This window comes from Kitasatospora sp. NPDC004615 (assembly GCF_042873545.1).
Classification (GTDB): Bacteria; Actinomycetota; Actinomycetes; order Streptomycetales; family Streptomycetaceae; genus Kitasatospora.
Genome location: NZ_JBIALQ010000004.1, coordinates 622,044 through 647,619, shown reverse-complemented (window position 1 = coordinate 647,619; position 25,576 = coordinate 622,044). Strand labels below are relative to the sequence as shown.

The following is a 25,576-nucleotide window of genomic DNA, read 5'->3' as shown; positions in this document are numbered from 1 at the left end:
GGGCCCGCCGAACACACTGCTGCCGGTCCGGATCGAGCACCTGGTGCTCGCCTACCCGCCGCTGCGGATCCTGAACACCAGCGCCTCCCGGCCGCCGGCCTGCCAGGCGGCCCACCAGCTGTCGACCGACTCCACGGTCACGCCAAGGAGTTCGGCGACCTCGCGCCGATCCCGGCCCGCCCGAAGTGCCGCAACCGCCCGCATCCGCAGAGCTTCCTGAGCCTTCGGCGACAGCCGTCGCGTGTCCCCCACCAGATCCGTCACGCCCGGATCAACGAGCCCGGAACCTTACCGTTTCGGATCAATGAGCCTTTTCAAGGCGGGCACCGTTCGGGTGACGGCAGGGTACTCGGGATGAGAGCAGAACGAACGAGGCTCCCCAGGCGGTTGAGCGAGATGTCTCACGTCTCAAGCAGCCAACCAGCGAGCCTCGTTGGTCACCTATCCTGCCGCACTGAACCTGCCGCACGCGCTCGTCGAGTGGGTCACCATGCTCATCGTCACCCGCGAGGGTGACCGCCGCCGCAAACTCCGGCCCTCTCAACGGGCTCTGGTCGCGCTGGTCTACCTGCGCAAGCACGACACCCTCGCCCAGATCGCCGCCGGCTTCCGGATCAGCGTCGGCACCGCCCATGCCTACGTCCACCAGGTCACCGACCTGCTCGCCCGGAAGGCGCCCGGCCTGACCCGGGCCCTGCGCGAGGCCGACCCGGAATACGTCCTGGTCGACGGTACCCTCGCCGAGTGCGACCGCGCCAGCGACGGCCGCGCCGACTACTCCGGCAAACACCGCCGCCACGGCGTCAACCACCAGGTCATCACCGGCCCGACAGGCAAGCTCGTGCGGATCTCCCGCGCCCTGCCCGGCCGTACCCACGACCTGACCGCCGCCCGCACCCACCGCATCGTCAGGACCTGCGTCCGGCTACGTATCCCGGCCCTGGCCGACATGGCGTACACAGGCGCCGGCGGAGCGTTCGCCGTGCCGACCAGACGCCCCGCCCGCAAGGAGCCGACCACTGGGCAGCGGTCGCTGAACCGGGCCCACGCCCGGCTCCGTCACCCTGTCGAACGCGGCGTCGCCACCGTCAAGCGCTGGCGAATCTTCCGCCACGCACGTTGCAGTCCGAACTGGCTGACGTCAGCAGCCAAGGCAGTCCTCACCCTGGAGCTTCACCGCTGAAAGGCTCAATAACCCGCCGCTGGCCCTGGACCGACGTGATCACCGCCGCGTTCGAATGGCTCCAAGCGCTCCCGAACCCCGACTGACCAGCAAAAACACCCTGTCCCAACGAACCACCCTTGCACCGGACAGTGGAACCCGGCGCCCACCCGACGCAACAGCCGGCCGCAGACACGCCCCGCCGCCAGCCAGAAAGCCGAAACGGCCCGCCAGATGAACTGGCAGGCCGTCACGAAGATCGAGGTTAGTACCAGCGCTGGTTTTGGTTGTTCCAGTCAGTCCCGTTCACATAAACGGAACCGTAGCCAGAACCGCTACCACTTTCGTCCAGGAAGCCGCCGCTCTGGACGTTCTGGAGCTTCCAACCGGAACCAGTGTTGATCTCGCGCCACCGCTGATACGGGTTCGTACCGTCACGGCCGGAGTTACATTTCTCCGTGTAGGCCTGACTGCCGTATCCTGTCAGGCAGTTCCCAAACTGGTCGACTTCATTCCACGTGCCGTCACTGTTCTGGATGTCTTGCCAGTGCCAGTAGTAGTTCGTGGTTGTCACGCCGCCGCCATTTGGCGACGAGGCGAGGTACCATTGGGTTTTCCCGTTCTTCCAGGTGACGCTTCCATCTGCCGAGGCGGGTCCGGCAAGTCCGAGCGTCAGGGCGGAGACCATCGCAGTCGCCGCCAAGGCCTTGAGCATTCCGGCCTTATTCATGGCAAATCCCCCCAATGAAGGTTTCCAAGTCAACCCGGGGAGTCACCCCTTCCCCCGAGTGGCTGCGACTCTACCACTAGATCGCGCAGAGATGCATCCTGCAGCGCCCTATTCAATCAAGGTTGCGCTCGAATTTCTACATATGCCCATTCGCCCCACTTAATCAAGGTTGCGCTCGAATTTCTACATATGCCCATTCGCCCCACTTAATCAAGGTTGCGTTCGAATTTCTACATATGTCCATTCGTGTTCAAGGTGACTTTAGGGCCGGTGCGACCCGACGACGCCCAGACGGTCCCGAGCAAGGTGGTCGACGAGCCTTACCAGCCGGAGCAGCTCGACCGGTGGCAGCTCGTGTGGATCCGACTCGGCGGCGGTGGCGGCCGGGTGTGCTGCTCGCGTGGCGCCGGACACTCGGCGGGCGCTGGTGGATCGCCCTGGTGCAGTGGGAGCGGGATCCGCCCGCTCCCGGCCCGACGGAAGACCTGACCCCACAGGGCCGACCCCGAAAGCAGTCGGTGCCGGACCAACCCGCCCAGCCGACGCGCCCCGCAGACGAAGGCGGCTGCCGGGCCGACACTGGGTGCCCGTGGCAGCAGAGCGCGAGCGGCACGGGTAGAGCCCTGGCCTACCGACCGGGCGGGGCGGGAGGATGGTGCTGCAGTTGCGGCACACGGACAGTCGCGGGTCGCCCACCCCTGTCAGCCGGCGGCCTCCACGCTGTCCTCGATGTCGAACACCTCGTCGGCACCGGTGTCCTCCAGGAGCCGCAGCATCTGGGAAGTCGGAGCGGCCAGCACCAGCCAGGCTCCTGCCGCGGTGGCTGAGGCATCGTCATACAACGAGGGGCCCGTGCAACGACGCACATCTGCTGTGCGAAGCTCTTCGCATGTGCTTCTCTCAGGCCTTCAGCAGGATGCTGGGCCCGCGATATCTCGGCAGCCTCGCGCAACCTGCAAGGAAGTTGACGGCGCGCAAGTACATCAAGAGCAACACGAACGCCTCGGTGACTTGCTCCTGGACGGGAAGGCCTGCCAGCCGCCATAACGGCGTCTTCGGCCTCCAGCACGAGGGCAAGGTCGGAGATTGCCTGAAGCGGACAGCCGAAGCGTATGCAGGGCAGGTGAATCCGTGACCGGGCCCATGTCAACCACGCTTGCTGTTGATGGCGGGCAGACGGTTCTCAGCGGCGCGCTCGTTCTGGCGGTCCCTGTAGCTCTGCTCGCCGGCCTGGTCTCCTTCTTTTCGCCGTGCGTCCTGCCTCTCGTTCCCGGATACCTTTCCTACGTCACCGGGCTCTCGGCAGGAGATTTGGCTGATGCGGAAGGCCGAAGGCGCGGCCGCCTGCTTATCGGGGCGGCGCTCTTCATCCTGGGCTTTACTGCCGTATTCGTGTCGGAAGGCGCGCTTTTCGGATACTTCGGGCGGAACCTTCAGGATCACCAGCGAATCATTGAACAAATCTCCGGCATATTCACCATCCTCATGGGACTCTCATTCGCTGGAGTTCTCCCCGGTTTCGCGCAGCGCGAATTCCGCAGCCACCACCGGCCGGCAGTAGGACTCATGGGGGCTCCTGTCCTCGGACTGGTGTTCGGCATAGGATGGACGCCCTGCATGGGACCGACGCTGTCATCCGTTCAGTCCCTGGCGCTCAGCCAGAGCGATGCAGGCCGAGGAGCGATCCTTGCATTTTTCTACTGCATGGGGCTGGGCCTTCCGCTCATTGCCGCGGCGTTGGCCTTCCGGAAGACGCTGGGCGCTTTCGGCCGGGTAAAGCGCCACTACCGGTCCGTCATGAATATCGGCGGGGGAATGCTGATCGCCGTCGGCATCATGCTGCTCACTGGAGCCTGGGACCAGGTGGTCGACCTGACGCGCACCTGGGTTTCCGACTTCGGCCCAGGGGTCATAGACATCTGATCCCATAAATATGCATTCAAATCATCACGCATTTCGCCAAGCACCTAAATCACCCATACCCGACCATAATCAAGGCATCCGGCGCCCGCCTGTCTGATCCCGGCGGGCGCCGGATGCCAACTCCGGATCACCCCGGCCCGACTTCAAACGATCGACGACTCGGAACTACGCGCCGATATATCCAGAAATTTGAACCCAATCCTGACAATCAACCCCTAATCGACCCAACACTGAACGTGCCGATGAACGGCGGAACCGGCGTGAACGACTTCTGAGCAGGTGGCGATCCGTCAGGGCGGGATCGGAACCGGTAAGGCGAGCTCGGCCCAAACGACCTTGCCGTGCTGGTCGGATCGGTCCCCCACCGTTCAGCGAGGCTTCGACCATCAGCAGGCCGCGGCCAGTGACGACCTGGTCGTCGCCGAGGCCGGCCACGATCCGGGGCAAAGCGACGCCCTGGTCCTTGACCTCGAAACGCACGCGGGCACCGGACTCGTCCAAACACAGCCGCGCAGACAACTGGGCGGGGCCTGCGTGGCGGGCTGCGTTGGCGAGCAATTCGGAGGCGACGACCACCAGGTCGTCCAGCGCGGTGCCGGCCGGCGTTCGTCGAGCACCACCGCCCCGGTGCCGGAGCCGAGCAGACCGCGGCGCAGCCAGCGGCGTGTGCGCGGATGTGGGAGCAGGCCTGGCGAGGACGGGTCCGGGCGGGCGTGGGAGCGGCGCCGGCGGTCCTTCCCGCGGCTGCTGGTGGTCCTGGTCGGTACGGCGGGCCTCCGGGATCCGCTCGGCGGTGGCGGACCTGTACCTGGCCGCCGGGGAGAACCCGGTCACCGCCGGGGTGCTCACCGCCGTCCCGGCCGGCGCCGCCCGCATCGAGGACCTCATCCGGCGCGGCCCGGCCGCCCCCTCCGGCACCAGAGCGGCGGTGCGGTCGTGGTCTGCCCCCGACGAGACCGTCTGTACACCTCGCCGCGAAGCCGCCCGGCCGGCAGACGCGGTCTTCGCGTCCAGCGGGTCCGGCTCGACGGGGTCGTAGGCGGCGCAAGAGCTGGGTCGGGCTCAACCATGACGGTCTCCCCTCGGGGCGCAGCCCGATGTGGAGGGAGACTCTGCAGCGTCGCGCGTTGTCCGGGTGACGGAGTCGCCGCACAACCGGTGCAGCGCCTTCCTCGGCCGCTTTCCGCGGGCGGCGCTGTGCCGTCGAATGCCGGTGGGTTCCTCTGTGCGGTCGTGGCGCTTCCCGGAGGGGTCCTGCGGTCGGATTGCCGGATCGACCGGGTCGACCCGGCTGGAGGTGAACCGTTGATCACCGACGTGGGACGCCGGCTTCCCGGAGGCTCGCGCGACGCTTCACCCGGCCTGCCCACGCGGGCGGGCGGCGCGATCACGGGCGCCCGAGACTGGCGGGGCGCGCGTGCTCGCCTGCGGTCTGGAGGTCTACATGTCCAGTTATTCCCAACTGCCGGACTGGAACTACGCCATGGGGCAAGCAGCTGCCCATCTCCGGGTTCTCGACCACACTTCCAAGGTGGAGAAAGGCAAGACCCCGACATTCATGTCTCCCGAGTTGGGGAACCTGCTGCAGGCGTATGCGGCGGCTGCCGACGCGTGGATCAAATTTGCGCGCGAGGTCGCCGGGGCTCAGAGTTCCGGGCGCCAGGAGACTCTGTGAAGACACCCCGGAGCCCTGGCCGCATGTGTTCGCGGGTTGCCGGATCACGCGGCGAGGAGGGGTCTGCCGCGCCGGCGGATGCCACTGACGGTTTGTGGTGACTGCGGGAGTGGGGCCGACGGGGCACGGTGATCCTGGACAGGCCTCCGGTGACGGTGCTCGGGTCGGTGCGGCCCGCCGCCTTCATCCGGCCCGCGAGGAACTCGGCCCACCTGCGGGCCTCCTCCGGCGAGCGCCCGCCGCGCAGCGCCTGCTCGGAACGCGAGGAGCTGTACACCGCGTCCAGGTACGCCGTGTATAGGTGGCCCTGGGCCTCCTCCACGGTGCGGAACCGGCCCGGCCGGACCAGTCGTCCGGGTGGCTGCCGTCCGCGTACGCGACCCGGGCGAGGCCGGCCATCAGGGGCACGTCCAGGGCCCGCCGCAGCAGGACGACCTCGCGGGTCCGGTCGTCGTGGTCGACGGGCCGGTCGACCACGTCGAGCCACCGCGTCCGGCGGCCGCCCGCGCTCAGATACTGTCCGACGGCGGCGGAGGACAGCGGCGGCAGGACGATCTCGGAGCGCAGGAAGTCGCTGTCCACGAGGACCTGTTGACGGTACTGGCCCGGGCGGCTGGTGAGCACGAAGGGCCGGGTGCTGTGCAGCGCCGCCAGTTCGTCGAACGCGGAACCGCGGCTCGCCGCGGGCAGTTCGTCGAAGCCGTCGAGGACCGACAGCACCCGCCCGCCGCCGATGACCCGGCCGGCGACCACCTCCGGGGCGGCGCCGGGCACACCTCCGGGTACTCGGTGGCCAGCCGGTCGGCCGCCCAGGTGTCGAGGCCCTGCCCCGGGTTCCAGGAGGCGAGGTGCAGCACCAGCGGCACCGGCTCGGCCCCGCCCTGCGCACCCGTGGCGGCGGCCTGCCGCTCCGTCAGAAGGTCGCGGGCGCGCCGCGCGGCGAGGACCGACTTCCCCGCGTCGGCCGGACCGAGCAGAACCAGCCGCCGACCGGGCGTACGGCGGAAGTACGCGGCCGGCGAGCCCGGCGGCTCGGCCGTACCGGCCCCGGCCGGGCGGCCGCTCCGGCCGCCGGCGTCATGAGAAGTTCAGCACTGAGCTGCTCCGTCGGCCCTCCCCCGAATCGCCCCCGTGTGCGTCGAGAGCAGGGCAGGACACGGGCGGGCGGAACGATCTGACGGCAGGTTAACTCCGGTACCGGGCAGGTGAGTTCGGCGGTCGGTGTGCGGTTCTGGGGTTCGAGGTGATCGACCGGGGCGAGGCACGGTCGAGGCCCGCCTCGGCCCTCCCACGAGCAGCACGATGACCGCCTACGCCCTCGCCCAGGTCCACTCCGTCGAACTCGGCCCCGACATCCTCGAGTACCTCCAGCGCATCGACGCCACCCTGGACCCGTTCGGCGGTCGCTTCGTCGTCCACGGCGGCAAGTTCCGGACGATGGAGGGCAGTTGGGGCCGGTACGGGCTGATCCTGATCGAGTTCCCGACTACGAGCGGGCCCTCGCCTGGTACGACTCGCCCGCCTACCGGGACATCGTCGAATTTGCGGACCCGGCACATGACGGCCGACGTCATCATCGCCGAGGGCGTGCCGGCCGGTCACCGCGCCGCGAAGCGGCTCGCCGCTCCCGAGGCGTCCGGGCCGCGCCCGGCGCGGTGCCGGCGGCGGTGGCGCCGACGTACAGCGCGACGGCGTCGTTGGCGGCCTGACGCGACGCCACCAGGCCCGGACGGTGCGCACCCCGCCGGTGTCCGGCTGCGCGCCACTGGCAACACGTCAGGCGCCGGACCCCGGGGCGTCGTGGTGCGTGGTGCCGGGGCGACCGGCCGGCGTGGACCCGCCGGGCCGGCCGCCCCGGCAGGTTACGGCGCGCCCGCGGCCCACAGTTCGGTCTTGGCCCAGGCGCCGACGATCGCCACGTCCGGGTTCTGGTGGCGCAGCTCGGCCCAGCGGCCCGCCAGCAGCTGGAGCCGGACGGTCAGCGGGAGCTGCGCCAGCACCGGAGGCAGCCCGGCGGCCGCGGGAGTCGCGGCGAGGGTGTTGACGGTGATGCCCTCCGCGGCGGCGGCCGCGCCGAGGGCGGCGGTCAGGCCGTCCGGGTCGGCGTCGGGTTCGAGCAGCAGCAGGCCGTCGGCGGCGCCGAACGGCACGGCCGACCCGTGCAGGTACAGCTCCGACTCGTAGCCCTCGGCGAGGATGCGGGCGGCCTCGCGGACCTTCAGCGCGCCCTCCCGGGCGGTCACCCCCCAGGGCCCGGCGCCGATCACCGCGAGCGCCCGGGCGGGCAGGGCGACGGCGTCCAGGCCTGGCTCCCGGCAGGCCTCGCGGACGGCCTCGGCGGTGCGGTGCAGCTGCTCGGGGCCGTACTGCTCGGCGCCGAGGCGGTGGGCGAGCCCGGCCAGCACGGTCAGGGCGGCGGTGTAGCTGACGGTGTAGGTCTCGGACTGCTCCTTGGCCACCGTCTCGACCGACTCGGCCCAGTCGGCGGTGCCGACGCCGGTGATCGAGACCGTCGGCACGCCCGCCGCGAGAGCCTGCTCCCGGCAGCGCAGCGCGAAGGCCGTCTCCGCCGTGTGGGTGATCACCACCACGGCGTCGTCGGAGCGCAGCGGGGCGCCCCAGCGGGCGAACTGGGCGGCGGACGACCAGCGAGCGTCCACCCCGGCGTGATGGAGCATCATGGCGCCGAGTTCGGCGGCGTGCTGGCTGGTGCCGGTGCCGAGCAGCAGCACCCGGCGGGCGTCGGCCAGGCGCTCGGCGGCCTGCCCGAGGTCGGCCTCGGCCAGCCGGTCGACGGCCTCCGCCTGGGCGTGGACCATGCGGTGCAGGGCGGTCTGCTGGAAGGTGCGGGACACGGGGGTCACTCCTCTCCGGCCGGGCGGGCGGCCGTACAGATCAGGTGCGGCGAGTGGACGTGGAACGGGCTGAGGTCGTAGTCGCCGTACAGCCCCTCCGGGACCAGGCCCGCGCGGGTGAGCAGGGCGGTCAGCTCGTGGGCGCTGTAGACACGGTAGTCGGCGGTGACGCTGCGTCCGGCCGTGCCCGACGCGGGGTCGAAGGCCTGGATGTTCCAGGTGATCCGGCTGGTCTGCGCGTCGAACCGCTCCTCGTACAGGTACGTGGTGCCGGTGCTGGAGTCGAAGTTGCGGACCACGAACTCCTGCGGCGCGGTGCCGAAGGACTCGCCGCTCTGGGTGAGGAACCAGTCCCGGTTCATCACGTCGATCAGCAGCCGCCCGTCCGGGGCCAGGCGGCCGCGGATCTCGCGCAGGACGGCGAGGTTCTCCTCGTCGGTGTCGAAGAAGCCGAAGCTGGTGTGCAGGCTCACCACGGCGTCGAAGGAGCCCTCCGGGAGGGCGCTCAGGTCGCGCATGTCGGCCTGTACGAAGGAGACCCGCTGTCCGGCCCGTGCGGCCCGCTCGCGGGCCTGTGCCAGGTACGGCTCCATCAGGTCCACGCCGGTGACCTCGAAGCCCGCCGCGCCGAGCGGCACGCTGTGGCGGCCGGTGCCGCAGGCCAGGTCGAGCAGGGTGGCGCCGGGCTTGGGATCGAGTGCGCCGGTGACGCAGCGCACCATCGCCTCGGCGGTGGCCGTGTCGCGCAGCTCCAGGTCGGAGCCGGTGTAGACGTCGGTGAAGAAGGTGCTCCACCAGTCGGTGGGACGGTCGGTCACGGGTGTCGGTCCGTTCTGTCGTGCGGGGGGAGGGTCAGGCGGGCGGGCGGGCCTCGACGCCGAGGAGGCCTGGGGAGCCGGGGGCGTCGAGGCCCGCCGGTCCGAAGTGCTCCAGGCTGGCCCGGAGCCCGGGGCCGGTGTAGTCGACGTAGTGCAGGCGGCCGGTGCCCGCGCGCAGGCCCGGCAGGCCGCCGAACTCGCCGGCGGCCCGGTACTCGCCGTGGCCGCGCTCGACCACGGTGAGCGCCCGGCCCTCCAGGGCGGGGCGGTCCGGGTCGAAGCCGGCCGCCTCGGCGGTGGTGCGGTGCCAGTACGAGCTGCGCTCGGTGCCGTCCGGCAGGGCCTCGACCGCCAGCCAGAGCGTCGCGCCGCCGGGCCCGCCGGTCAGCAGGTACTCGGCCCAGCGCTGGGTCGCGCTGCGGACCTGGACGGCGCCGAGGACGGTCGGCCCGCCCGGCAGGGTGTCACCCGGGAGCAGGTGCAGCAGAGCGGCCATCAGAACTCCCGCCGGCTGTTCGGCCGGGACTCCGGCCGCCACGGCGCGTCGTGCAGCTGCCCGGGCCCGATGGGCAGCCCGGCCATCAGCGCGGCGTTGTGGTACGCCGGGCTCTCGTCGGCGGTGAAGTAGTCGAGCATCATGGTCCACTCGTCCGGGGCGGGCTCGCCGGCGGGCGGCGGGTAGGGCGTCGGGTCGGCGTAGTACGAGGAGACGGTGACGTCGATGTGGTACAGCGCGCGGTACCGCTCGGGGTCGGCGTCGGCCGGCAGGTGGCCCGGCCGGGGCGGTCGGCGCACACCGTAACCCGTGGGGCGGGAGCCGCCGAGGTGCCAGGTGCTGCCGTGGCCGGCCGGGTGCCCGATGCCGCCGTTGCCGACCGAACGCAGCGCCGTGCCATGGGAGTTGCGGACGGCCTCGGCATGGGTGCGGAACCGTCCGGCGTCGTGCGCGGCCTGGGTGTGGTGGCCCACGGCGTTGATGTTGAGCAGCATGCCGCCCGGCACCCGGTGGTCGTGCGCGCGGGTGAGGTGGGCGCCGGTGAAGAACACCGTCATGCTGGCCGCGAACAGCTCGATGCTCCCGTCGGGGCGGCGCAGCGGCACGCCGTCCAGGCAGATGGTGTCGGCCTCGATCGGCGCCCACTGCGGCAGGTACAGCCCGACCAGCAGCCGGAACACCTCCACCAGTTCCGGCCCCGGCCGGGCGTGGGCCAGCCGGGCGCTGCCGAACATCACCTGCAGACTGCTGGTCCGGCCTTCCAGTGCACGCAACTTCCAGCGTTCCCGGGCCTGTTGGAGCAGCTTCTCGACGTGCTCGGATCCGAGGGCCAGATCTTCCTCGGTCACCCAGCAGATGTCGAGGGCCGGGTCCGCGCCCGGTCGGGAGGCCACCTTGGCGAAGACGCACGGCTGGTGCCTGCCGAACCAGCGGCGCAGCGCCGCCTCCTTGTCCTCCGGGGAGGCCGCCGCGGACAGCAGCACCGCGTGCGCCTCGTCGATGTCGGCCCCGAAGCCGTGCTCGGGCCCGCCCGGGACGAGCCGGTCCAGGGCCGCCGTCAGCGGGTCGCCGTCCTCGGCCGCAGCCGCCAGCGCGGGTGCGGCGAGGCTTTTCCCTCCAGTACGTCGCATACGTAACTCCCCCATGTGGGTGCGTTCTTGAAGCCGTGGCCGGAGTCGCCCCCCACCAGCCAGACGGATGGGGCGGCCGGATGCCGCCCGAGGACGAACTCCTCGTCCTCGGTGGTCGTGTAGGTGCAGGTCTCGGCGGAGAGCACCGGGGCCCCCGCCAGCGCGGGAAAGCGCAGGCGCAGGTAGGCCCGGGCGGGCTCCGGCAGTTCGAACGGTGCCGCGGGCCGGGCGCCGGGGGGCGCCTCGACGTCGGGGACGACCTTGACGCCGGCGCCGCTCAGCGCCCCGATGCCGTACATGGCCCGGCCCAGGTCGAGCCAGGCCGGTCCGGCCGGCCCGCAGGGCAGCGCGGGCGAGTCCAGGTAGTAGCTGACCTGGCCCGCCGGCCGCCCGCAGGCCAGCTCCGGGAAGAGCCCGGGCAGCGCCGCGCCGACCGCCCAGACCACCAGTGGGGCCCGGTGCTCGGCGCCGTCGACCAGCACCCCCGCACCGGCCGGCCGGGCCTCGCCGCGCACCAGCTCGCAGCCGAGCGCCCGGCAGGAGGCGGCCAGTGCCCGGACGGCGCGGCGGGCGCGCAGCACGCCCGCCTCGGGCTCGTACAGCGCGAACACCAGGTCCTCGGTGCCCACCGCGGGGAAGCGCCGGGCCACCTCGCGGGGCGACAGCCGCTCGACCGGGACGCCCAGGCCGCGCAGCACGGCCAGCGACCGTTCCTCCCAGCCCGTGGATGTCCCCCGCGACGCGAAGGCGAGCACCCCGGACGGGATCAGCAGCTGCTGACCGCTCTCGCGTTCCAGCTCCCGCCAGCGGCGCACCGATTGCCAGGTCAGCTCGGTGTACCGGCTGCGCGCGCCGTAGGAGCAGCGCAGGATCCGGGACTCGGCCGCCGAAGGGCCGTGCTCGCCGGGCTCGCCGGGGTCGACGACCGTCACCCGGTGCCCGCGGCGGGCGAGTTCACGGGCGATCGAGAGGCCGACCACCCCCGCCCCGGCCACCAGCGCGGACGTCACTGCGGCCGGCCGCTCACCGGTCCATCACCTTCGACTCCAGGTCGGCGGGCTGCGGGTCGAAGAAGACGATCCCGGCCTGCGCCGCGCCCTCGGCCGCCAGCGGGCCCGGGTCCGTCCCGCGCACCGGCCCGGTGCGGCCCAGTGCCCGCCACAGCCGCTCGGCGAAGTCCGGCATGACGGGGTACGCGAGCCGGGCCAGCAGCTGCGCGGCCGTGGCCTCCACCGCGAGCGTCGCGGCGTCGTCCGGGTGGGCGGCGGCGAACTCGGCCGTGCCGCGGACCAGGTCGCACAGGGCTTGGGCGGCGGTGCGGGGCGAGAAGCTCCCGGCCAGGTACGCGCCGTGGCTGCGGGCGGCGAGGCGGGCCAGTTCGGCCAGCTGCGCGCGGTGCGCGTCGGTCAGGCCGGTGAGCGCGGTCGGGGCGCCGGCCGCCAGGCGGTCGAGCACCGAGGCGAGCCAGGGCTGCCAGCGCCCGGCCAACTCGCCGTCCGCCAGCTCGTGGAAGCGCTGCCAGGTGAAGTTGGTCCGCTCGTCCTCGGGCCGGTCCAGGGCCAGCACGAAGCGCACCGTGTCGGCCGGTACGTGGGCCAGCAGGTCGGTGGCCCAGATCGCGTGCCGGCGGCTGGTGGAGAACTTCGCCGCATCGAGCTCGTAGAACTCGTTGGTCAGCAGCACGTCCGGCAGCCGCAGCCCCTCGTCGTAGGCCATCAGCAGGGCGGGTATCAGCGCGGCGTGGAAGTAGCTGTTGTCGAAGCCGAAGAACTGCACGATCCCCGCGCCGTCCCACGCCTCCCGGGGGTCGGTGCCGTCGCCCCGCCGCTCGAGGGCCTCGGCCACCGCGTTGAGGTAGCCCGGCGCCATCTCAGCCCAGACGTAGACCCGCTGGTCCTCGAAGCCCGCCACCGGCACGGGCAGACCCCACCCGGTGGGGTGGCTGAGCGGGATGTCCGGCAGCCCGGCCGCGGTCAGCTCCAGGCAGAAGGCGCGGAGCCGGGGGCTCATCACGACCGTGCGGTGGTACGCGGCGAGCCGCTCGGTGTAGCGGCCGAGCGGGAAGACCAGGCGCTGGTAGGAGCGCAGTACCGGCGGCCGGTCGCAGGTGGTGCAGCGCGGGTCGGCCAGGTCGGTGCAGACGTTCGGCCAGGCGCACACCTCGCAGGAGCTGCCGTCGGTGAGCACGCCGCAGTGCGGGCAGCCACCCCGGACGTACGCCTCGAACAGGTAGCGCTCGCAGCCCTCGCAGTACAGGCAGTCCTCGGTGCGGCGCTCCAGGCGGCCCTGCCGCTCCAGGGCCAGCACGAAGTCCCGGACGGCCTCCTGATGGCCCGTCGAGCGCTGGGGGCGGACGTAGGAGTCGACGGCGAAGCCGATCGAGTCGAAGATCGCGGCGATCTCGTCGGCGAAGCCCTGGGCCATCTCCAGGGAGTCGGTGCCCAGGGTGCGGGCCTTCGCCGGGACGTAGCTCTGGTGGACGTCCGAACCGGTGGCGTACAGGGCGTCCTCGGCGCGCAGGTGGCAGGCGCGGGTGTAGACGTCGGCCCCGGAGTACGGGCCCGCGAGGTGACCCAGGTGGAGATCGCCGTTCGGTGTCGGCGGTGCGGCGGTGACAATGCTGAACACGGGCATCGCTGATGAGCTCCTCAGAGGCTGACGGGTCCGTGGCTGTCCGGCCAGTAGATGGAGAGGAACACCATCCGGGTGTCGCCGGTGTTCGTCACGAAGTGGCGGCTGCCGCCGGGGATGAACACGGACAGCTCGGGGTGGACGGGCGCGCGCTCCTCGCCGATGGTGATCTCGCCGCGGCCGTCGAGGAAGACGAAGACCTCGTTCTCCTCGTGCTGGTGCGGCTCGGTCGCCCCGCCGGGCTCCACCACCGCCTTCCCGAAGCCCCAGGGGGCCAGGTCCTCCCCGCCGTGCGGGTAGAGCTGCTGGTAGCGGATGCCGTACGCGTCGGTCAGTTCGTGCTCGGTCATCGGACGGATCAGCATGGGCGCACACCTTCCCCCGGCGAATCCGAGGCAATGCGGCGATGGTCCGATTCCCCCGTCAACCCCGTTCGTCGTCGATGGTTGGCGGTGTGATCATCGTCGTGGTGCCGAGTACCTGTCAAGGATCTTCAGCAGCAGTGGAGTTGGATCGGTCGGGCGATTGGCACCCTGTCAGTTCCGAGCCGGGAAGGCCATCACCTTGCCCGTTCCGAAAAGGCGCGAATTCCCGGCCGGACGCGAGTTCGCGCACCGCGGCGCGGCGGGCGCGGCCCATAGGCCCTCGTGCAGGCGGCCGTGATCCGCGAACCGCTTCCGCCGCTCGACGAGTTGACCGACCGACAGGTCGGTGGCCGCCGCGGCGGCGCGTTCGGCCGGCAGGGAGCGGCCCCGTCCGCCGCCTCCACTTCGAGGGCCTCAGCCGTCGGCGGCCCGGTCGGGCAGCCGTCGGACTGGCCGTCAGGAAAGCGACCACGGTGGAGAGTTCGGGAAACATCGGGACGGATCGGGCTGCGGGAACGGCAGCCACTCCTCGTGGGCCGCCAGGCGAACGCGTCGTGCTCCCGACTCAAGTACACCGGCGTCCCGGCCGGGACCGGGTCGGCCGCGAACGCGAAGTCGATGACCGGCGGCCACCCACCGGCCGCAAAACGGTAGTCGACGGCCAGCGGGCGCAGCGGTGTGGCGGGCTGGATGCCGGTCTCCTCGGCGAGTTCGCGCAGGGCGGTGGCCAATGGGGTCTCGCCGGGGTCGGCGAGGCCGGCGGGCGGTTGCCACCAGGCGGGGTGTCCGGGGTAGGGGCGGGCCTGGTGGAGCATCAGGATCCGCCGGTCCTCGTCGGTGACGAGGACGGACGCGGAGACGGCATGGTGAGGAAGGATGGCGGCGAACGCGGCGGGCGCAGGCCGGGACGGGAGAGCCGCATCGGGAGTGTCATCGGGAGCGCGCCGAGTGATCGGGCACCGCACCCGCTGCGGCTGGGCGGTCGGAGCCGCTTGATCCGCGCACTGCCCGCCGTCGATCGCGGACACGCCGCCTTCACGCGTTCAGTGTCGGGTCGAGGTCGGCGCGCGGGGCGGCGCCGGCGTCGGCCAGACCCTGCTCCGCGGCCCGGCGCACCACCGGTACGCCCGGCGGCCGCGCGCCGGGGAGAGCGTCGACGGCGTCCCGGCGCCCGCCCGCACCTGCGGCATCACGTTGGCCGACCGCCCCGCACAACCGGGGTGAACGAACCCGACCGCGGCAGCGCCGCGAGCCGGCCCGGCCGCCAGGTCTCGCCATCGGGTGCTGGAGAGCGAACCCCGCTGCGCGGCGGCTCGGGACCGGCGGGCGTCTCCCGGTCCAGGAAGCGGCGCAGGGGTGTGCCGGGGGCAGCTCGGGCCGGAGGTCGGGCTCATGCCCGCCACCGCCGATCGGTGGCTCTGCTGCGGGCCGGGCCGGCGTGCGCGTCCACCGGCCGGCCCGCTCCCGTGGATTTGGGGCGGACCGGCGGAATGCGGCGGCCGCGCCGGGCCGGGCCGGGCAGTTAGGGCGTACCGCCCTGTTGGCGGCCCATCCAGTCGGTGATGGCCTGCTCGGTGCGGGCGAGCGCGTCGGTGGGGCTGAACTGCAGCAGTTCCGTCCCGGCGTCGACGTAGGGCCGGTGGCCCGGCGGCTGGTAGTACGCGTCGCCGGCCTCGTACACCTCCTCGTGGTCGGCGAAGACGAAGCGCATGCGCCCGGCGATGACGTAACCCCAGTGCGGGCACTGGCACATCCCGTCGGGCAGCGACTGCAGCGGCCCGTCCAGGTCGGCGTCCGCCGCGAAGGAGACGAATTCGACGGTGTAGCCGTTCATCTCCTCGCGGCGGTCGGTCACCGGACCGAACTCCTGGACCTTCGTCGCGGACTGCTTGGACACCTTCGGCATCGCTCGGCTCCTCTCCGTGACGGCCGGGACTTCCCGTCGTCTCGAGTCGACCACTCCGTACGGCCGGCTGCATCCGGGCGGCGGGGCGGGTGGCATCGGGCGCTCGCCACCGAGGCCGCCGTCAGAGCCGCTCCAACCCCCGTGCGGCATGCCGAAGGCGCACGCCGACCGCTTGGGGGGTCGGCGCCTTCGGCGTGTCGTCGCCGGCCGGGTGTGGCGGTACCACTTGGGTTGGGTATCGCGGCGGGAAGTTCCGGTCGGTGATCCCGGTCCGGGCAGGCAGGGTGACGAAGCGGGCCGGTGTCATCGGCCTGGGCCTGGACGAGTTCCGGGAGGGCCGCGACGAACGGTGCTGCGGCGGTGCCGGCCGGGACAGCGGCCGCGGCGTCCTGGAGTCGGCCGGTCCGGATCGGTGTCAGAACGGTGGTTCGTTGGAGTAGGTGCCGTCCCAGGGGGCGGGGACCGGGGCGGCGCTTGGCCGGACCTGGAGGAGAGAGACGGCTTCGTTAATGCGGCCGAGGTCGATGAGATGGTGGGCCAGGACAGTGTTGTTGGAACCGGGGTGCTGTTCGAGGACAGCGACGGCCTCCTCGGTGCGGCCGGCCTTGGCAAGCAGGTGTGAGAGGGACCAGGCCGCGTACCAGGTGCCGCCTTCGGGGTGCGCCCGGGCCTGCTCGATCGCTTCGTCGCGTAGGCCGCAGTCGGCCATGAGCGGCAGCCGTATCTGGAAGAAGTCCCACTCCTCCTCACCGTCACGCCGCTCCTTGAGGGCGTCGAGGTAGACCAGAGCCTCCTGGGCACGGCCGTGCTCGGCATACAGGGTGCACAGCGCGTCAACCACGCAGCCGTCCGCGCCGCCCGGGGAGTCCGCCAGCGCGCGCATCTCCGTGATCGCCTCGTCGATGCGGCCGTGCCGGACCAAGAGCTGGGACAGGAGATGGCCTACGCGCCACATGCCGTGGGGCTTCTCGGCGAAGGTCCGGTAGACGGCGGTCGCTCCCTCCTCATCGCCGCGTTCCTCCAGCACCTCGGCCAGGCTCTGCGCGGCGTGCCCGTGGTACTCGGAGTCGGCGTACGCACGCAGTTCCTCAATCCGTCCATGCCTGGCCAGCAGGTCGGCCAGCGCGTCCCGGCCGTTGACCGACGTAACCTCCCGGCGGCGCAGCAGGGCGATCGCCTCGTCGATGTGGCCTTGCCGTTCCCGGACGACGGCGAGCAGGTCGAAGGCGTTGGACGGCTCCAGGCGGAGCCGATGGCAGTCGGGGTCGTCGCAGGCCGGGACCGCGGCCTCGATCCGGGCTTCCAGCAGCGCCGCAGCTTCCTCGTCCTGGCCTGCGGCTTCGGCGACGTCGACCAGGGCAAGGGCGAGGAACCAGTCCTCAACGCCGGGCCACAGCAGCGCGAGCGCCTCGGCGGCCCGGCCGTGGCGGGCCATCAGACGCGCGAAGAAGTCCAGGACCAGTCGGTCGCCGGCCTGCGCGTAGGGGCGGGACAGCTCAATCGCCTCGTGCGCCCTACCCCAGTCCTCCAGCAGCTCGGCCCGAGCCCGGGCGGCCGGCCACCAGCCCGTCGCGATATACGGACCGAGCACGTCCAGCGCCTGCTCGTACTGCTGCCGGCCGCCGAGCAGCCGCGCCCACTCCAGCGCGCAGAACCACTCCCCATGCCCGGCCTGGAACTCCACTTCCCGCTCGTGGCCAAGCTCCACAAGCCGGGTCACCAGCGATGAAGGAATACAGCCCGACAAGGTCCGGGCCCGGTAGTCGAGATCAGCAGCGTCCACGGCCCCGCACTCTAGCCACCACCCCCGACACACCCCGGATCCGCTCGCAGTCAACGTTCGATGAGACGAATCCGCCCTGTCGAACTTCGCTGAGACTGATCAGACCTCGGTGAGACAGATCAAGTGACCCGTCTCAACGAAGTTTGACGGCACTGGACGGTTACCCCGCCCCGCCGGTGGAACGCGATGATCAATAGGCTCACGCGCATGAAGCAACAGTCGGAGATGAGCGAGCGCGAGTTCTTCGCCTTCATGGGTCAGCGTCCAAGCATGGTCGTGGGCAAGGCCTCGTTCGACAGGGTGACCGTATTTCTTGCCGGCTATGCAACGCACGCCGACCGCCACGGAGGCCCGGACCCTCTCGCTGGCTTTCACGAGTGGCTGGTCACCCGCCGAGGCCGCGACTGCAACCACGGCTGGCCGGGCCAGGTCCTGCACATCGCTCTCCCCCACGGATGGGAGAACATCTGGGACCTGCCGTCCGAGGACGAGCAGCGGGCCATCGAGGTCTTGTTCGAGCTCCTCGACGCTTTCCTCGCCGAACGCGAGGCGGCGGTGAAAACCCAGGAATCAGCGTGACCACACCGCCAGAACCAGCGGCGGTCAAACTCCAATGAGACAAACTCTCGCCGGTCAAACTTCCGTGAGACTCGTCAAACTTCGGTGAGACGGGTCATCAAGCCGGTCGCCGGCTGTCCTCTGACAAGCGATCCTGGCCGATTGACAGGCAATTTTGACCGCCTGCGTTGACGGACAGACATGGCTTCCCCAAGAGGCTGCCTCAGCGCATCACGGTGTCAGCAGACCGCCACGGGGGTTCCCTGCGCTGGCGGGCCCCGCCACCATGGTCTTCCCAGGGCGGCACGGTCGAACGGCCCTGGCCGCCGTCTGGATTCGAGTCTCTCCAAGCTCTACCTGCACCCGGCCGACCAGCGAGAACGTCCATTCTCGAGCAACAGCCACACCCCCCGGAGCAGTGGAACCCGGCGCCCACCCGACGCGACAGCCGGGCCACCGGCATGCCTGCCACCAGCCCCAAAGCCGGAACGGCCCGTCAGATGAACCGACGGACCGTCACGAAAGATCGAGGTTAGGGCTGGCTGCCCTTCCTGGACAATCGGGACATTGGGACGGACCGTGGCTTGTCCCAGGTCGTGACATTCGCAGAGTGAGGTGATGCGACAAAGGCGCGGCCGGACGCGGCCAGCGCGACCCACGCCAACCGTCTGGGACAAGCCCCCTTAAAGGAGGCGACCATGTCCGGCAACGACAACAATGCGCTCGGCGCCAGTCTGAAGCACGGTAGACAGACGACCAAGATCAGCCTCTTCAACCGGCTCATCGAGTTGGCCCATAAAGCCCACGATGACTCTCCGACCAGTGCTGCCGTGTTGCTGACCCTGCTCACGGTCAGCAACATCGGAACCTTCGCCGGGTTCGACCGGGCCATGGAATGGGCCGGACTGCCACGGCCGGCCTGCCAAGGAGTCGCCTTCGGCATGCTCCTCCTGGCACTCATCCCGTCATTCATGATCATGCGGGTGATGCTGCGGCGTCAGTCGTCATGGGTCCCGATGCGGGGAACGGTCACGGGGAAGCCCCTCGATTGGGACAAGCCTCCGGAGAAGGCGTCGAAGTCGGCTGAGAAGAACCACCCCCTGGGGGCGCTTCCGCCTCAGGAGAAGCCTCTGGGACTAGTTCCGAAGCAGCCGGCGAAGAACAAGCGCGGAAGTCAGGGGAAGAAGGCCGGCAGGGGCGGGTGACGGAATGCCTGACACCCCCGAACTTCAACACGCACAACCTGACAGGAGACCGTCGGCGTACGCGCTCGCCGAATTCGGGCCCGCCCGCTCGACCGCGTACCGGCTGCTCGGCCTGGCGGCCGTCGCCGAGGCGATCGAGGACACTGTGCGGGCCGCAGCCGTCCGGGTGCCCCGCACTCCGCCGCCGTGGTCGCCGGCCGCCGTCGAGGCCGCCCTGCACACCGTGCTGGAGGAGTTCGACCGGACCGCCGAGCCCCGTGGCGGGAGGCTCCGAGGACCTGGACGAGGACGCCCTCGCCGAGACCGCCGCCGAGGCCCGCGTCTTCGGCACCGATCCGGCCCGCGCCGTCGACGAGCTGGTGCGCGGCCCGCTCGGAACTGGCCGACTGGCAGGCCGCGATCGACGGGCTGGCCGAGCACTCACCGAGGCCGAGTCGGAACGCTCACCGCGCCCAACGGTGGCAGAAGCGTCTGGGGCGGCTTGGGTCAACGGGGCCCGCTCGTCAAGCGCTCTTGTGTGTCCTTCCGGTGTCGTCGGAGAGGCAGGACGATGACAGCCGGCTGGGACCGGTCCTCGATGGCATGCACCTGGTCGCCGCCGCCGGCGGCCGCCTCGCCGGGCAGGCACAGCGACGACGACACCCCGGACGTGGTCGTCAACAACCACTACGAGGACTGATCCGCGCGGCCCCGGACCCCGCCCCTCGGTAACCCGCTTGCCCAAAAGCCCATGTGAGGGTGTATGAATCCAGGGCCCACGCCAATCGTGGGCCCTGGAACAAGGGGGTTTCCCGCTCGATGCGGAAGAACGTCTTCAAGCGCGCCGCCGCGGCCCTGCTCGGCGCCGCGGTCATCGCCGTCGCGGCTCCGGCCGGCACTGCCGCGGCGAAGCCGCCGGCCAACGAGGCCACCAGCCTGCGCAGCGGCGAGAAGCTCCTGTCAGGACAGAGCATGGTCAGCGGCGAGACCGAGCTGGTGATGCAGTACGACGGCAACCTGGTGCTCTACCTGGTGGGCGACACCGGCCACCGCGGCCCGGTGCTGTGGTCCAGCGGCACCTACGGCAACCAGGGCGCGTACGCCTACATGCAGCCCGACGGCAACTTCGTCGTCTACCGCCAGGGCGGCGGCCCGGACTCCGGCGGCGCGCTGTGGAGCACCGGGAGCTGGGGCCACCCGGGCACGGTGGCCTCGCTGCTGAACGGCTGGTTCGCCGTCAGCGGCCAGCAGCTGTACTGGCAGACCGACACCGGCGTCACCCCGGCCGTCGGCGCCACCAACGACAAGATCGGCCCGAACCCCAACACCATGGCGCACGGCCGCTGGATCGAGTCGAACTCGGTCTGGCTGCTCATGCAGCCCGACGGGAACCTGGTCCTCTACCGCAAGCGCGACGGCGCGGCGCTGTGGTCCACCGGCACCTACGGCCACCCGAACAGCTTCGTGACCGTGTCGGGCGCGCCGACCTTCGGCGCCCTGTGGGTCCACGCCGAGGGCGCCGGAGCCACCTGGTCGCTCTCCACCAAGGGCCGGCCCGGCGACTGGGCGAAGGTCCAGGACGACGGCAACTTCGTGATCTACGGCAGCGACGGCGCCGCCCGCTGGTCCACCGGCACCTGGGGCAACTGGTAGCCGTCCGCTCCGCCAGGGTGCGCCGGCTCCGATGCTGTGCGCACCCTTGACGGTGCACCGACCAACACCTACGGTGCGGACACCGGTGGCCCCGGGCGGGTGGCCACGGCATCCCCGTTCCGCGCCAGGAAGGGCGGCCGCGTTGCCCGTTCACCCGCTCCCCCACCCGAGCGGCGTCAGCCCCCTGCCGGGCGACGCCGCCCGCCGCCCCTGACCGGCCCGACCCCGACGGGCCGACCCCGACGGGCCGACGCTCGCCCAGCTCGCCGCGCACGCGGGGGTGTCCAGCGCCACCGCGTCCCGGGTGCTGAGCCGGTCCGCGCCGGTCTCGGCGCCGATCACCGCCCGCGTCGAGTCCGCCGCCCGCGAGCTGCGCTACGTCCGCCGCCGGGCGCACGCCGCCGAGCCTGTCTGCGAGCTGCTGATAGGTCAGGTCGGTGCCGTCGGGTCGCCGACGGAGCCAGCGCAAGAGGCCGCCTCGTTCCAAGGCAACCGCCTCCAGAGCGCCACGTGGCAGAAGGCGGACAAGGCGGCGGTCGACAAGCTGATCGCGGAGAGCCGCCAGGCCGCCGACCACTTCCGGGTCGCCGCGCGCGCCAAGGACGTGGCCACCGAGCGCCTGGAGCTGGACGCCGCGATGAAGCACCTCGGGGACGACCAGGTGGACGCCACCCGCCGGTCGCTGGGACTGACCACCCAGCAGTCCGCGCCGTCCCACCCCCCCCTCGGGAGGCCCGTCGGCCAAGACCGTCTGACGGTCCGTCGGTGCCCGGTGAGCGGCCGGGTCAGCCGTCGGCCATGGCGGTGAGCACCCGGCGGCGCGGCAGCACCCTGGCGGCCAGCGCGAACAGGCGGTTCACGGCGCCGGGCACGGGAGCGGCGCCGGCGCTCCTTCCCGCGGCTGCTGGTGGTCCTGGTCGGCACGGCGGCCGCCGGGGTGCGCGGCGCGGTGACGGACCTGCGGCTGGCCGCCGAGGAGAACCCGACCGTCGCCGAGATGCTCGCCACCGTCCCGGCCGGCGCTGCCCGGATCGGGGACCTCATCCAGCGCGGCCCGTCCGCACCCATCTGGCACCCGCTCAGCAGCAGCGGGCGGGCTTGCGGGTGGACGGAGCCGGCCGGCGCGGCTGGAGGTGTTGGCGTCCGGTGTCCGGTGGCTCCACTGGTTGAGGATCGTGTCGAGGCGGACGGCCGAGGATGCCGTGGTGGTCTTCGCGGCGTTCTCGGACGGCGCGGCCGTGCTGACCCCCGCCGTCGCGGTCAGGACGAGCGCGGCCGCGGCCGCCGTGGTGGCCGCGCGCTTCGCGGCGGACGTGATCGGGTTGCGTGACGTGGGGACTCTCCCGTCGGCTTCCTGGTGCTGACGCCCGGCCCGGCCCGGCCCGGCCGGCTCGTGGCGATTCTTTCGACGGCGGCGGTCGGCGCGTTGAGGATTCTTGCTCGGAGCCCGCCCCCGTCGCCGTCCGCCGCGGCCCGGCCCCGACCGCGTTTTGGGGGCTCACCGGCGTTCGGCTGGGCGTGGCCTTGCGCGGCGCCCCGGGGTTGAGGGCATGGGCTGCGCGCTCTTCGACCGGGCCGTCGCCGTGACGGTCCGCGTCAGCACCGCCCAGGACGCCTACGGGGGTTCGAGGTCGAGGTCGGACGGCGTGCGCCGGGAGGGACGTCCAGGACCACCGCGTCCTCACGTGAGAAGTGCGCGGCCGCACCGCCGAGTTGGCGAACGGCGCCGCCCCGGACGGCGTCACCGTCGAAGCCTGGCGCCGCCCCGCGACTCGTACCGCCGTCCGCACCGAACGCACGGGCCTTGGGATCCGGTCATGACGGCCGGAGGGGCCTCTCGCCGGACGGCGCCGGGGCGGGCCTGCGCGAGAATGAGCCCGACATGGACCGGATCCGTGCCGGCCTCACCGCCGTGACCGGCGTCGCGGCGCTCACCGGCGTTGCCGCGGGGGGTCGCACGGGCGCAGCGAGGGGGTTGATGTGGCGGCGGTCATGGTGGATGTGGCGGTTCCCGACGTGTTGCGGCCGGTGGTGGATGTGGCGGCGTTGCCGGCGGGCCCCGGTGGTGCGGGGGCGGCGTGGCTGGTGCTGTCGGGGGGCGGGCGGCTGGCGCGGTGGTGGCCGGCGACCGGTGAGGTGCGGGACGTGGCCCGGTATCGGGAGGAGAGGCCGGCGTCCGAGTGCGGTGACGGCGTCCGGCTGCGGCTTCATGTGTCCCGGTGCGGCCGTTGGGCGGCGGTGGTTCAGGACCGCGGTCGGTACGGCGTCGTGGTCGATCTCGCCACCGGTTCGCCGGCGTTGGGGTTGGACGGCGGGGACTACTGCTGTGAAACGGTTCCGTTCGCGTTGGCGTTCGCCGAGTACGGCGGCCGGCCGGTCGTCGTCCATCGCACGGACTGGAACCGGTTGGACGTCACCGATCTCGCGTCCGGCGAGGTGCTGACGGCGCGGCACGGCCCGGACGGCGACGGGGAGGGTGCGGAGCTCGACTTCGACTACTTCCACGGCGCGCTGTCGCTGAGTCCTGACGGGAGTCGTCTCTACGACGGCGGCTGGGTGTGGCACCCGTGGGGGATGCCGGCGGTGTGGAGCCTGACCGCCTGGCTGCACGACAACCCGCGTGAGTCCGAGGACGGGCCCAGCCATGCGGTGTATCCCGAGGTCTCGGAGTGGGACGGGCCCATGGTGTGGATCGACGACCGGCGGATCGCGGTGTTCGACCGGAACGGTGCCGTCCACGTCCTCGACCCCGCCTCGGTCGAACTGCGCTCGCCGGGCATCCGATGGATCAAGGCGGTCGCGACGTTCCCCTGGCCGGTCGGCGATTTCGGTTTCTTCACCGACGGTGAGCATCTGCTGATCGCCGACGAGGCCGGTCTGCGGGGCGTCGACATCACCGGCGGGCGGCAGGTGTTCGCGATCGACGGGTTCCGCCCGACGCGTCAGGATCGGCACACCGGAACGCTGATCCAGGTCGGCGGCGCCGATGCGCGGTTGTGGACGCCGCCGAAGTGGGCTGCGCGCGCCGGCTGAGCTTCCGTTTTCCTCCGGGCGCCGGGCGGGGGAACGTCCGGGGGCCCACGGGCGAACGGATCATGCCCGGCTCCCGGCCGGAGGCCACCGCCGCCCATGCCGCCCATCTCGCCTGCGGCCCCGCCCCGGCCGGCCCGTCTCATCCGCCTGCCGCCCCCTGGTCGCGGCAGGTGGAACCGCCGACGCGGGCAGGCAGGCGAGGCCCGGCCGGGAGTAGTCACAGCAGACCCGGGACGGCGGCGCAGCCGGCCGTAGGCGGCCCCGCAGGACCGCCCGGTCTGCCCTCGCGGCCATGGTTCTCGTGCGCAAAGCCGGCGCGGCTCGCGGGGGCGTGTCTCACACCAGGGTGATGGTGACCTTGGCGCCGCCGTCTTCCGTGATCTTGCAGTCGTAGAGGGAGCCGTCGGTCTGGCTGGTCGCGATCGTGGTCTGCGAGGCGTCGGTCCAGTGCAGGCGGACGGATCCGTTCGCGACGCTGTTGCCGGGCCACGCGGTCTTCTTCACGTCGACCTGGACGACCACTTCGTCGGTTCCCTTGAGTGACAGTTCGCACTCCGCATACCCGCGGCCGTTCTCGACCTTGACCGGTTCGTGCCGGTACGGAGAGCAGGCGGATCGCCCGCCGGACGGCCTCGTCCGGGCCGAACCGGCAGGCCATGCCCAGCGGCCCGTCGGCGCACCCGCTCCAGCAGCGCCAGGAGCCGGGTCGGACGGCGCGCGGCTCTGCCGCCGGGCAGTGCCCGGCGGCCGGCGGCGCGGGCGTGGCAGGGCGCTGCGGTCTTCTTCGTCGTCATCATGGTGCCGCGCCCGCTCCGGTGTTCCGGGTTGGGGAGGGGGCGTGGTCGGTGGATGCGGGCGGGCGGTTGGCGTGGGTGTACTCGTGGGCGATGTTGAAGACGCTGGCGCATGCCGGGCATTGCGCGCGGCCGAAGAGGTGGGCGATCCCGTCGGCGAGCGCCGTCTGCCCGTCGCGGACCGCCGTCCGGCGCATCCACCGGCCGGTTCCGGTGAGTTCCTCGGCGACGGCCGGCCGTAGTTCGCTTCGCAGTTCCTCGGCGCCGTCCCACACCTGTGCGTAGCGTCCGTACCGGCCGACGACGATCTTCGTCTCCGCGGCGCAGTGCGGGCATTGCCGCTCGTAGATGTCGTCCGTGAAGCCTTCGACGGCGTTCGCCCAGTGGTATTCCTGCGCGACGGCGAGCAGGGCGCGGAAGGAGACGAGGTAGTCGGCCGGCCGTGACCGCAGGTGCCGGTCCAGCGTCTCGCCGAACTGCGTGATGGTGTCTGTGCAGTCGGCCGGCAGGTCGTCGCGGTCGTGGTGTCCGGCCGCACGTTCGAGGATCCGCCCTGCCATGGCGCGGGCGGGCGCGCTGTGCGGCGCGAGGCGTGTCAGCTGCGGCAGGGCGGCGACGCCGGCCGGGAAGACCAGGTCGCCTTCGAGGACGAGCCGCCAGTCCAGTTCCTGCCGGGCGTCCGCGTCGTCGCGGTGTTCCAGCCGGGTCAGGAGCGCCGGGACGCGGTCGACGTCGAATCCGCTGTCGTACATGCGTGCCCGGTCCCCCACCCCGGTATTGAACACCGGACGCCCGACGTCCGGAGCCGGGGCGCTGCGTGCCGGCGGCCGGCGTGGGGATCTGGGCGGTGGTGTCGCCGGGCGGCGTCTTCCGATGTCTC

The 25,576-nt window shown here is 71.8% G+C and carries 26 protein-coding genes and 2 pseudogenes; 12 read left to right on the top strand and 16 right to left on the bottom strand.

Features of this window, described 5'->3' with window-relative positions; translation table 11 throughout:
- Window positions 1-51: 51 nt before the first annotated feature.
- A complete protein-coding gene (locus ACFYS8_RS17650; protein WP_387642034.1) occupies window positions 52-204 on the bottom strand; it encodes a helix-turn-helix domain-containing protein in 153 nt (50 codons plus the stop codon).
- A gap of 229 nt (window positions 205-433) precedes the next feature.
- On the opposite strand from ACFYS8_RS17650, the gene ACFYS8_RS17645 reads away from it, so the two are divergent.
- Window positions 434-1,183, top strand: a complete 750-nt coding sequence (locus tag ACFYS8_RS17645) for a transposase family protein (RefSeq protein WP_387642032.1) — start codon at window positions 434-436, stop codon at window positions 1,181-1,183.
- A gap of 244 nt (window positions 1,184-1,427) precedes the next feature.
- Here ACFYS8_RS17645 and ACFYS8_RS17640 read toward each other — a convergent pair whose 3' ends face one another.
- On the bottom strand, window positions 1,428-1,892 hold the full coding sequence (locus tag ACFYS8_RS17640; RefSeq protein ID WP_387642029.1) for a hypothetical protein: 465 nt from the start codon (window positions 1,890-1,892) through the stop codon (window positions 1,428-1,430).
- A 1,143-nt stretch (window positions 1,893-3,035) separates the two neighbouring features.
- Here ACFYS8_RS17640 and ACFYS8_RS17635 point away from each other — a divergent pair.
- The gene (locus ACFYS8_RS17635; RefSeq protein WP_387642189.1) at window positions 3,036-3,815 is read left to right on the top strand and encodes a cytochrome c biogenesis CcdA family protein; all 780 of its coding nucleotides are present in this window, start codon (window positions 3,036-3,038) and stop codon (window positions 3,813-3,815) included.
- Window positions 3,816-3,980: 165 nt separating this feature from the next.
- Here the strand turns inward: ACFYS8_RS17635 and ACFYS8_RS17630 are convergent, their stop codons facing one another.
- On the bottom strand, window positions 3,981-4,691 hold the full coding sequence (locus ACFYS8_RS17630) for an ATP-binding protein (RefSeq protein WP_387642027.1): 711 nt from the start codon (window positions 4,689-4,691) through the stop codon (window positions 3,981-3,983).
- On the opposite strand from ACFYS8_RS17630, the gene ACFYS8_RS17625 reads away from it, so the two are divergent.
- Both ACFYS8_RS17625 and ACFYS8_RS17620 read left to right on the top strand, forming a co-directional pair.
- Window positions 4,609-4,854 (top strand): hypothetical protein, encoded by a 246-nt coding sequence (locus tag ACFYS8_RS17625; protein ID WP_387642204.1) that lies wholly within the window; start codon window positions 4,609-4,611, stop codon window positions 4,852-4,854. The two genes, ACFYS8_RS17630 and ACFYS8_RS17625, sit on opposite strands and share 83 nt — an antisense overlap.
- A 405-nt stretch (window positions 4,855-5,259) precedes the next feature.
- Window positions 5,260-5,490 carry a hypothetical protein gene (locus ACFYS8_RS17620; RefSeq protein WP_387642024.1) on the top strand — a complete coding sequence of 77 codons (231 nt, stop codon included), beginning with the start codon at window positions 5,260-5,262 and terminating at the stop codon, window positions 5,488-5,490.
- Between the two features lie 183 nt (window positions 5,491-5,673).
- Here ACFYS8_RS17620 and ACFYS8_RS17615 read toward each other — a convergent pair whose 3' ends face one another.
- Window positions 5,674-6,264 (bottom strand): hypothetical protein, encoded by a 591-nt coding sequence (locus ACFYS8_RS17615; protein ID WP_387642022.1) that lies wholly within the window; start codon window positions 6,262-6,264, stop codon window positions 5,674-5,676.
- A 528-nt stretch (window positions 6,265-6,792) separates the two neighbouring features.
- On the opposite strand from ACFYS8_RS17615, the pseudogene ACFYS8_RS17610 reads away from it, so the two are divergent.
- Window positions 6,793-7,065 (top strand): annotated as a pseudogene (locus ACFYS8_RS17610) (DUF1330 domain-containing protein); the annotation flags it as partial.
- Window positions 7,066-7,352: 287 nt separating this feature from the next.
- Here the strand turns inward: ACFYS8_RS17610 and ACFYS8_RS17605 are convergent.
- The 10 genes from ACFYS8_RS17605 to ACFYS8_RS17560 form a co-directional block, all read right to left on the bottom strand.
- Window positions 7,353-8,345: an SIS domain-containing protein gene (locus ACFYS8_RS17605; protein WP_387642020.1), complete on the bottom strand. Its 993-nt coding sequence runs from the start codon at window positions 8,343-8,345 to the stop codon at window positions 7,353-7,355.
- 5 nt (window positions 8,346-8,350) lie between these two features.
- Window positions 8,351-9,163 carry a class I SAM-dependent methyltransferase gene (locus ACFYS8_RS17600; RefSeq protein WP_387642017.1) on the bottom strand — a complete coding sequence of 271 codons (813 nt, stop codon included), beginning with the start codon at window positions 9,161-9,163 and terminating at the stop codon, window positions 8,351-8,353.
- Window positions 9,164-9,197: 34 nt separating this feature from the next.
- Window positions 9,198-9,659 (bottom strand): DUF4178 domain-containing protein, encoded by a 462-nt coding sequence (locus ACFYS8_RS17595; RefSeq protein WP_387642015.1) that lies wholly within the window; start codon window positions 9,657-9,659, stop codon window positions 9,198-9,200.
- The gene (locus ACFYS8_RS17590; protein ID WP_387642012.1) at window positions 9,659-10,789 is read right to left on the bottom strand and encodes a hypothetical protein; all 1,131 of its coding nucleotides are present in this window, start codon (window positions 10,787-10,789) and stop codon (window positions 9,659-9,661) included. The genes ACFYS8_RS17595 and ACFYS8_RS17590 overlap by 1 nt, the downstream gene beginning before the upstream one ends.
- Window positions 10,717-11,799: an NAD(P)/FAD-dependent oxidoreductase gene (locus ACFYS8_RS17585; RefSeq protein ID WP_387642009.1), complete on the bottom strand. Its 1,083-nt coding sequence runs from the start codon at window positions 11,797-11,799 to the stop codon at window positions 10,717-10,719. Before ACFYS8_RS17585 ends, ACFYS8_RS17590 begins: the two co-directional genes overlap by 73 nt.
- Window positions 11,800-11,812: 13 nt before the next feature.
- The gene (locus tag ACFYS8_RS17580) at window positions 11,813-13,423 is read right to left on the bottom strand and encodes a methionine--tRNA ligase (RefSeq protein WP_387642007.1); all 1,611 of its coding nucleotides are present in this window, start codon (window positions 13,421-13,423) and stop codon (window positions 11,813-11,815) included.
- Between the two features lie 14 nt (window positions 13,424-13,437).
- Entirely contained in the window at window positions 13,438-13,785 is a 348-nt protein-coding gene (locus ACFYS8_RS17575; protein ID WP_387642004.1) for a cupin domain-containing protein, read from the bottom strand.
- A gap of 194 nt (window positions 13,786-13,979) precedes the next feature.
- Entirely contained in the window at window positions 13,980-14,750 is a 771-nt protein-coding gene (locus tag ACFYS8_RS17570; protein ID WP_387642187.1) for an NUDIX hydrolase, read from the bottom strand.
- Window positions 14,751-15,307: 557 nt separating this feature from the next.
- Window positions 15,308-15,691 (bottom strand): hypothetical protein, encoded by a 384-nt coding sequence (locus ACFYS8_RS17565; protein WP_387642001.1) that lies wholly within the window; start codon window positions 15,689-15,691, stop codon window positions 15,308-15,310.
- A gap of 415 nt (window positions 15,692-16,106) precedes the next feature.
- Entirely contained in the window at window positions 16,107-17,474 is a 1,368-nt protein-coding gene (locus ACFYS8_RS17560) for a tetratricopeptide repeat protein (protein ID WP_387641999.1), read from the bottom strand.
- A 207-nt stretch (window positions 17,475-17,681) separates the two neighbouring features.
- Here ACFYS8_RS17560 and ACFYS8_RS17555 point away from each other — a divergent pair, with 207 nt between their 5' ends.
- The 7 genes and pseudogenes from ACFYS8_RS17555 (at window position 17,682) to ACFYS8_RS17525 (ending at window position 23,902) form a co-directional block, all read left to right on the top strand.
- A complete protein-coding gene (locus ACFYS8_RS17555) occupies window positions 17,682-18,053 on the top strand; it encodes a hypothetical protein (RefSeq protein ID WP_387641997.1) in 372 nt (123 codons plus the stop codon).
- 677 nt (window positions 18,054-18,730) lie between these two features.
- A complete protein-coding gene (locus ACFYS8_RS17550) occupies window positions 18,731-19,237 on the top strand; it encodes a hypothetical protein (protein ID WP_387641995.1) in 507 nt (168 codons plus the stop codon).
- Window positions 19,238-19,787: 550 nt separating this feature from the next.
- Window positions 19,788-19,916, top strand: a complete 129-nt coding sequence (locus ACFYS8_RS17545) for a hypothetical protein (protein WP_387641992.1) — start codon at window positions 19,788-19,790, stop codon at window positions 19,914-19,916.
- A 119-nt stretch (window positions 19,917-20,035) separates the two neighbouring features.
- On the top strand, window positions 20,036-20,869 hold the full coding sequence (locus tag ACFYS8_RS17540) for a hypothetical protein (RefSeq protein WP_387641990.1): 834 nt from the start codon (window positions 20,036-20,038) through the stop codon (window positions 20,867-20,869).
- Window positions 20,870-21,131: 262 nt separating this feature from the next.
- Window positions 21,132-21,677, top strand: a pseudogene (locus ACFYS8_RS17535) (LacI family DNA-binding transcriptional regulator); the annotation flags it as partial.
- A gap of 367 nt (window positions 21,678-22,044) precedes the next feature.
- The gene (locus tag ACFYS8_RS17530; protein WP_387641987.1) at window positions 22,045-22,233 is read left to right on the top strand and encodes a hypothetical protein; all 189 of its coding nucleotides are present in this window, start codon (window positions 22,045-22,047) and stop codon (window positions 22,231-22,233) included.
- 628 nt (window positions 22,234-22,861) lie between these two features.
- Window positions 22,862-23,902 carry a hypothetical protein gene (locus tag ACFYS8_RS17525; protein ID WP_387641984.1) on the top strand — a complete coding sequence of 347 codons (1,041 nt, stop codon included), beginning with the start codon at window positions 22,862-22,864 and terminating at the stop codon, window positions 23,900-23,902.
- Window positions 23,903-24,238: 336 nt separating this feature from the next.
- Here the strand turns inward: ACFYS8_RS17525 and ACFYS8_RS17520 are convergent, their stop codons facing one another.
- Both ACFYS8_RS17520 and ACFYS8_RS17515 read right to left on the bottom strand, forming a co-directional pair.
- Entirely contained in the window at window positions 24,239-24,670 is a 432-nt protein-coding gene (locus ACFYS8_RS17520; protein WP_387642184.1) for a hypothetical protein, read from the bottom strand.
- Window positions 24,671-24,695: 25 nt separating this feature from the next.
- Window positions 24,696-25,448, bottom strand: a complete 753-nt coding sequence (locus ACFYS8_RS17515) for a hypothetical protein (protein ID WP_387642201.1) — start codon at window positions 25,446-25,448, stop codon at window positions 24,696-24,698.
- Window positions 25,449-25,576: the final 128 nt, after the last annotated feature.

Bases quoted from the DNA above. Each gene is read 5' to 3' on its own strand.
- ACFYS8_RS17650 (WP_387642034.1), bottom strand. From the start codon at position 204: ATGCGGGCGGTTGCGGCACTTCGGGCGGGCCGGGATCGGCGCGAGGTC.
- ACFYS8_RS17640 (WP_387642029.1), bottom strand. From the start codon at position 1,892: ATGAATAAGGCCGGAATGCTCAAGGCCTTGGCGGCGACTGCGATGGTC.
- ACFYS8_RS17635 (WP_387642189.1), top strand. From the start codon at position 3,036: ATGTCAACCACGCTTGCTGTTGATGGCGGGCAGACGGTTCTCAGCGGC.
- ACFYS8_RS17630 (WP_387642027.1), bottom strand. From the start codon at position 4,691: ATGCGGGCGGCGCCGGCCGGGACGGCGGTGAGCACCCCGGCGGTGACC.
- ACFYS8_RS17620 (WP_387642024.1), top strand. From the start codon at position 5,260: ATGTCCAGTTATTCCCAACTGCCGGACTGGAACTACGCCATGGGGCAA.
- ACFYS8_RS17595 (WP_387642015.1), bottom strand. From the start codon at position 9,659: ATGGCCGCTCTGCTGCACCTGCTCCCGGGTGACACCCTGCCGGGCGGG.
- ACFYS8_RS17590 (WP_387642012.1), bottom strand. From the start codon at position 10,789: ATGCGACGTACTGGAGGGAAAAGCCTCGCCGCACCCGCGCTGGCGGCT.
- ACFYS8_RS17580 (WP_387642007.1), bottom strand. From the start codon at position 13,423: ATGCCCGTGTTCAGCATTGTCACCGCCGCACCGCCGACACCGAACGGC.
- ACFYS8_RS17575 (WP_387642004.1), bottom strand. From the start codon at position 13,785: ATGCTGATCCGTCCGATGACCGAGCACGAACTGACCGACGCGTACGGC.
- ACFYS8_RS17565 (WP_387642001.1), bottom strand. From the start codon at position 15,691: ATGCCGAAGGTGTCCAAGCAGTCCGCGACGAAGGTCCAGGAGTTCGGT.
- ACFYS8_RS17555 (WP_387641997.1), top strand. From the start codon at position 17,682: ATGAAGCAACAGTCGGAGATGAGCGAGCGCGAGTTCTTCGCCTTCATG.
- ACFYS8_RS17550 (WP_387641995.1), top strand. From the start codon at position 18,731: ATGTCCGGCAACGACAACAATGCGCTCGGCGCCAGTCTGAAGCACGGT.
- ACFYS8_RS17545 (WP_387641992.1), top strand. From the start codon at position 19,788: ATGACAGCCGGCTGGGACCGGTCCTCGATGGCATGCACCTGGTCGCCG.
- ACFYS8_RS17540 (WP_387641990.1), top strand. From the start codon at position 20,036: ATGCGGAAGAACGTCTTCAAGCGCGCCGCCGCGGCCCTGCTCGGCGCC.
- ACFYS8_RS17525 (WP_387641984.1), top strand. From the start codon at position 22,862: ATGGTGGATGTGGCGGTTCCCGACGTGTTGCGGCCGGTGGTGGATGTG.
- ACFYS8_RS17515 (WP_387642201.1), bottom strand. From the start codon at position 25,448: ATGTACGACAGCGGATTCGACGTCGACCGCGTCCCGGCGCTCCTGACC.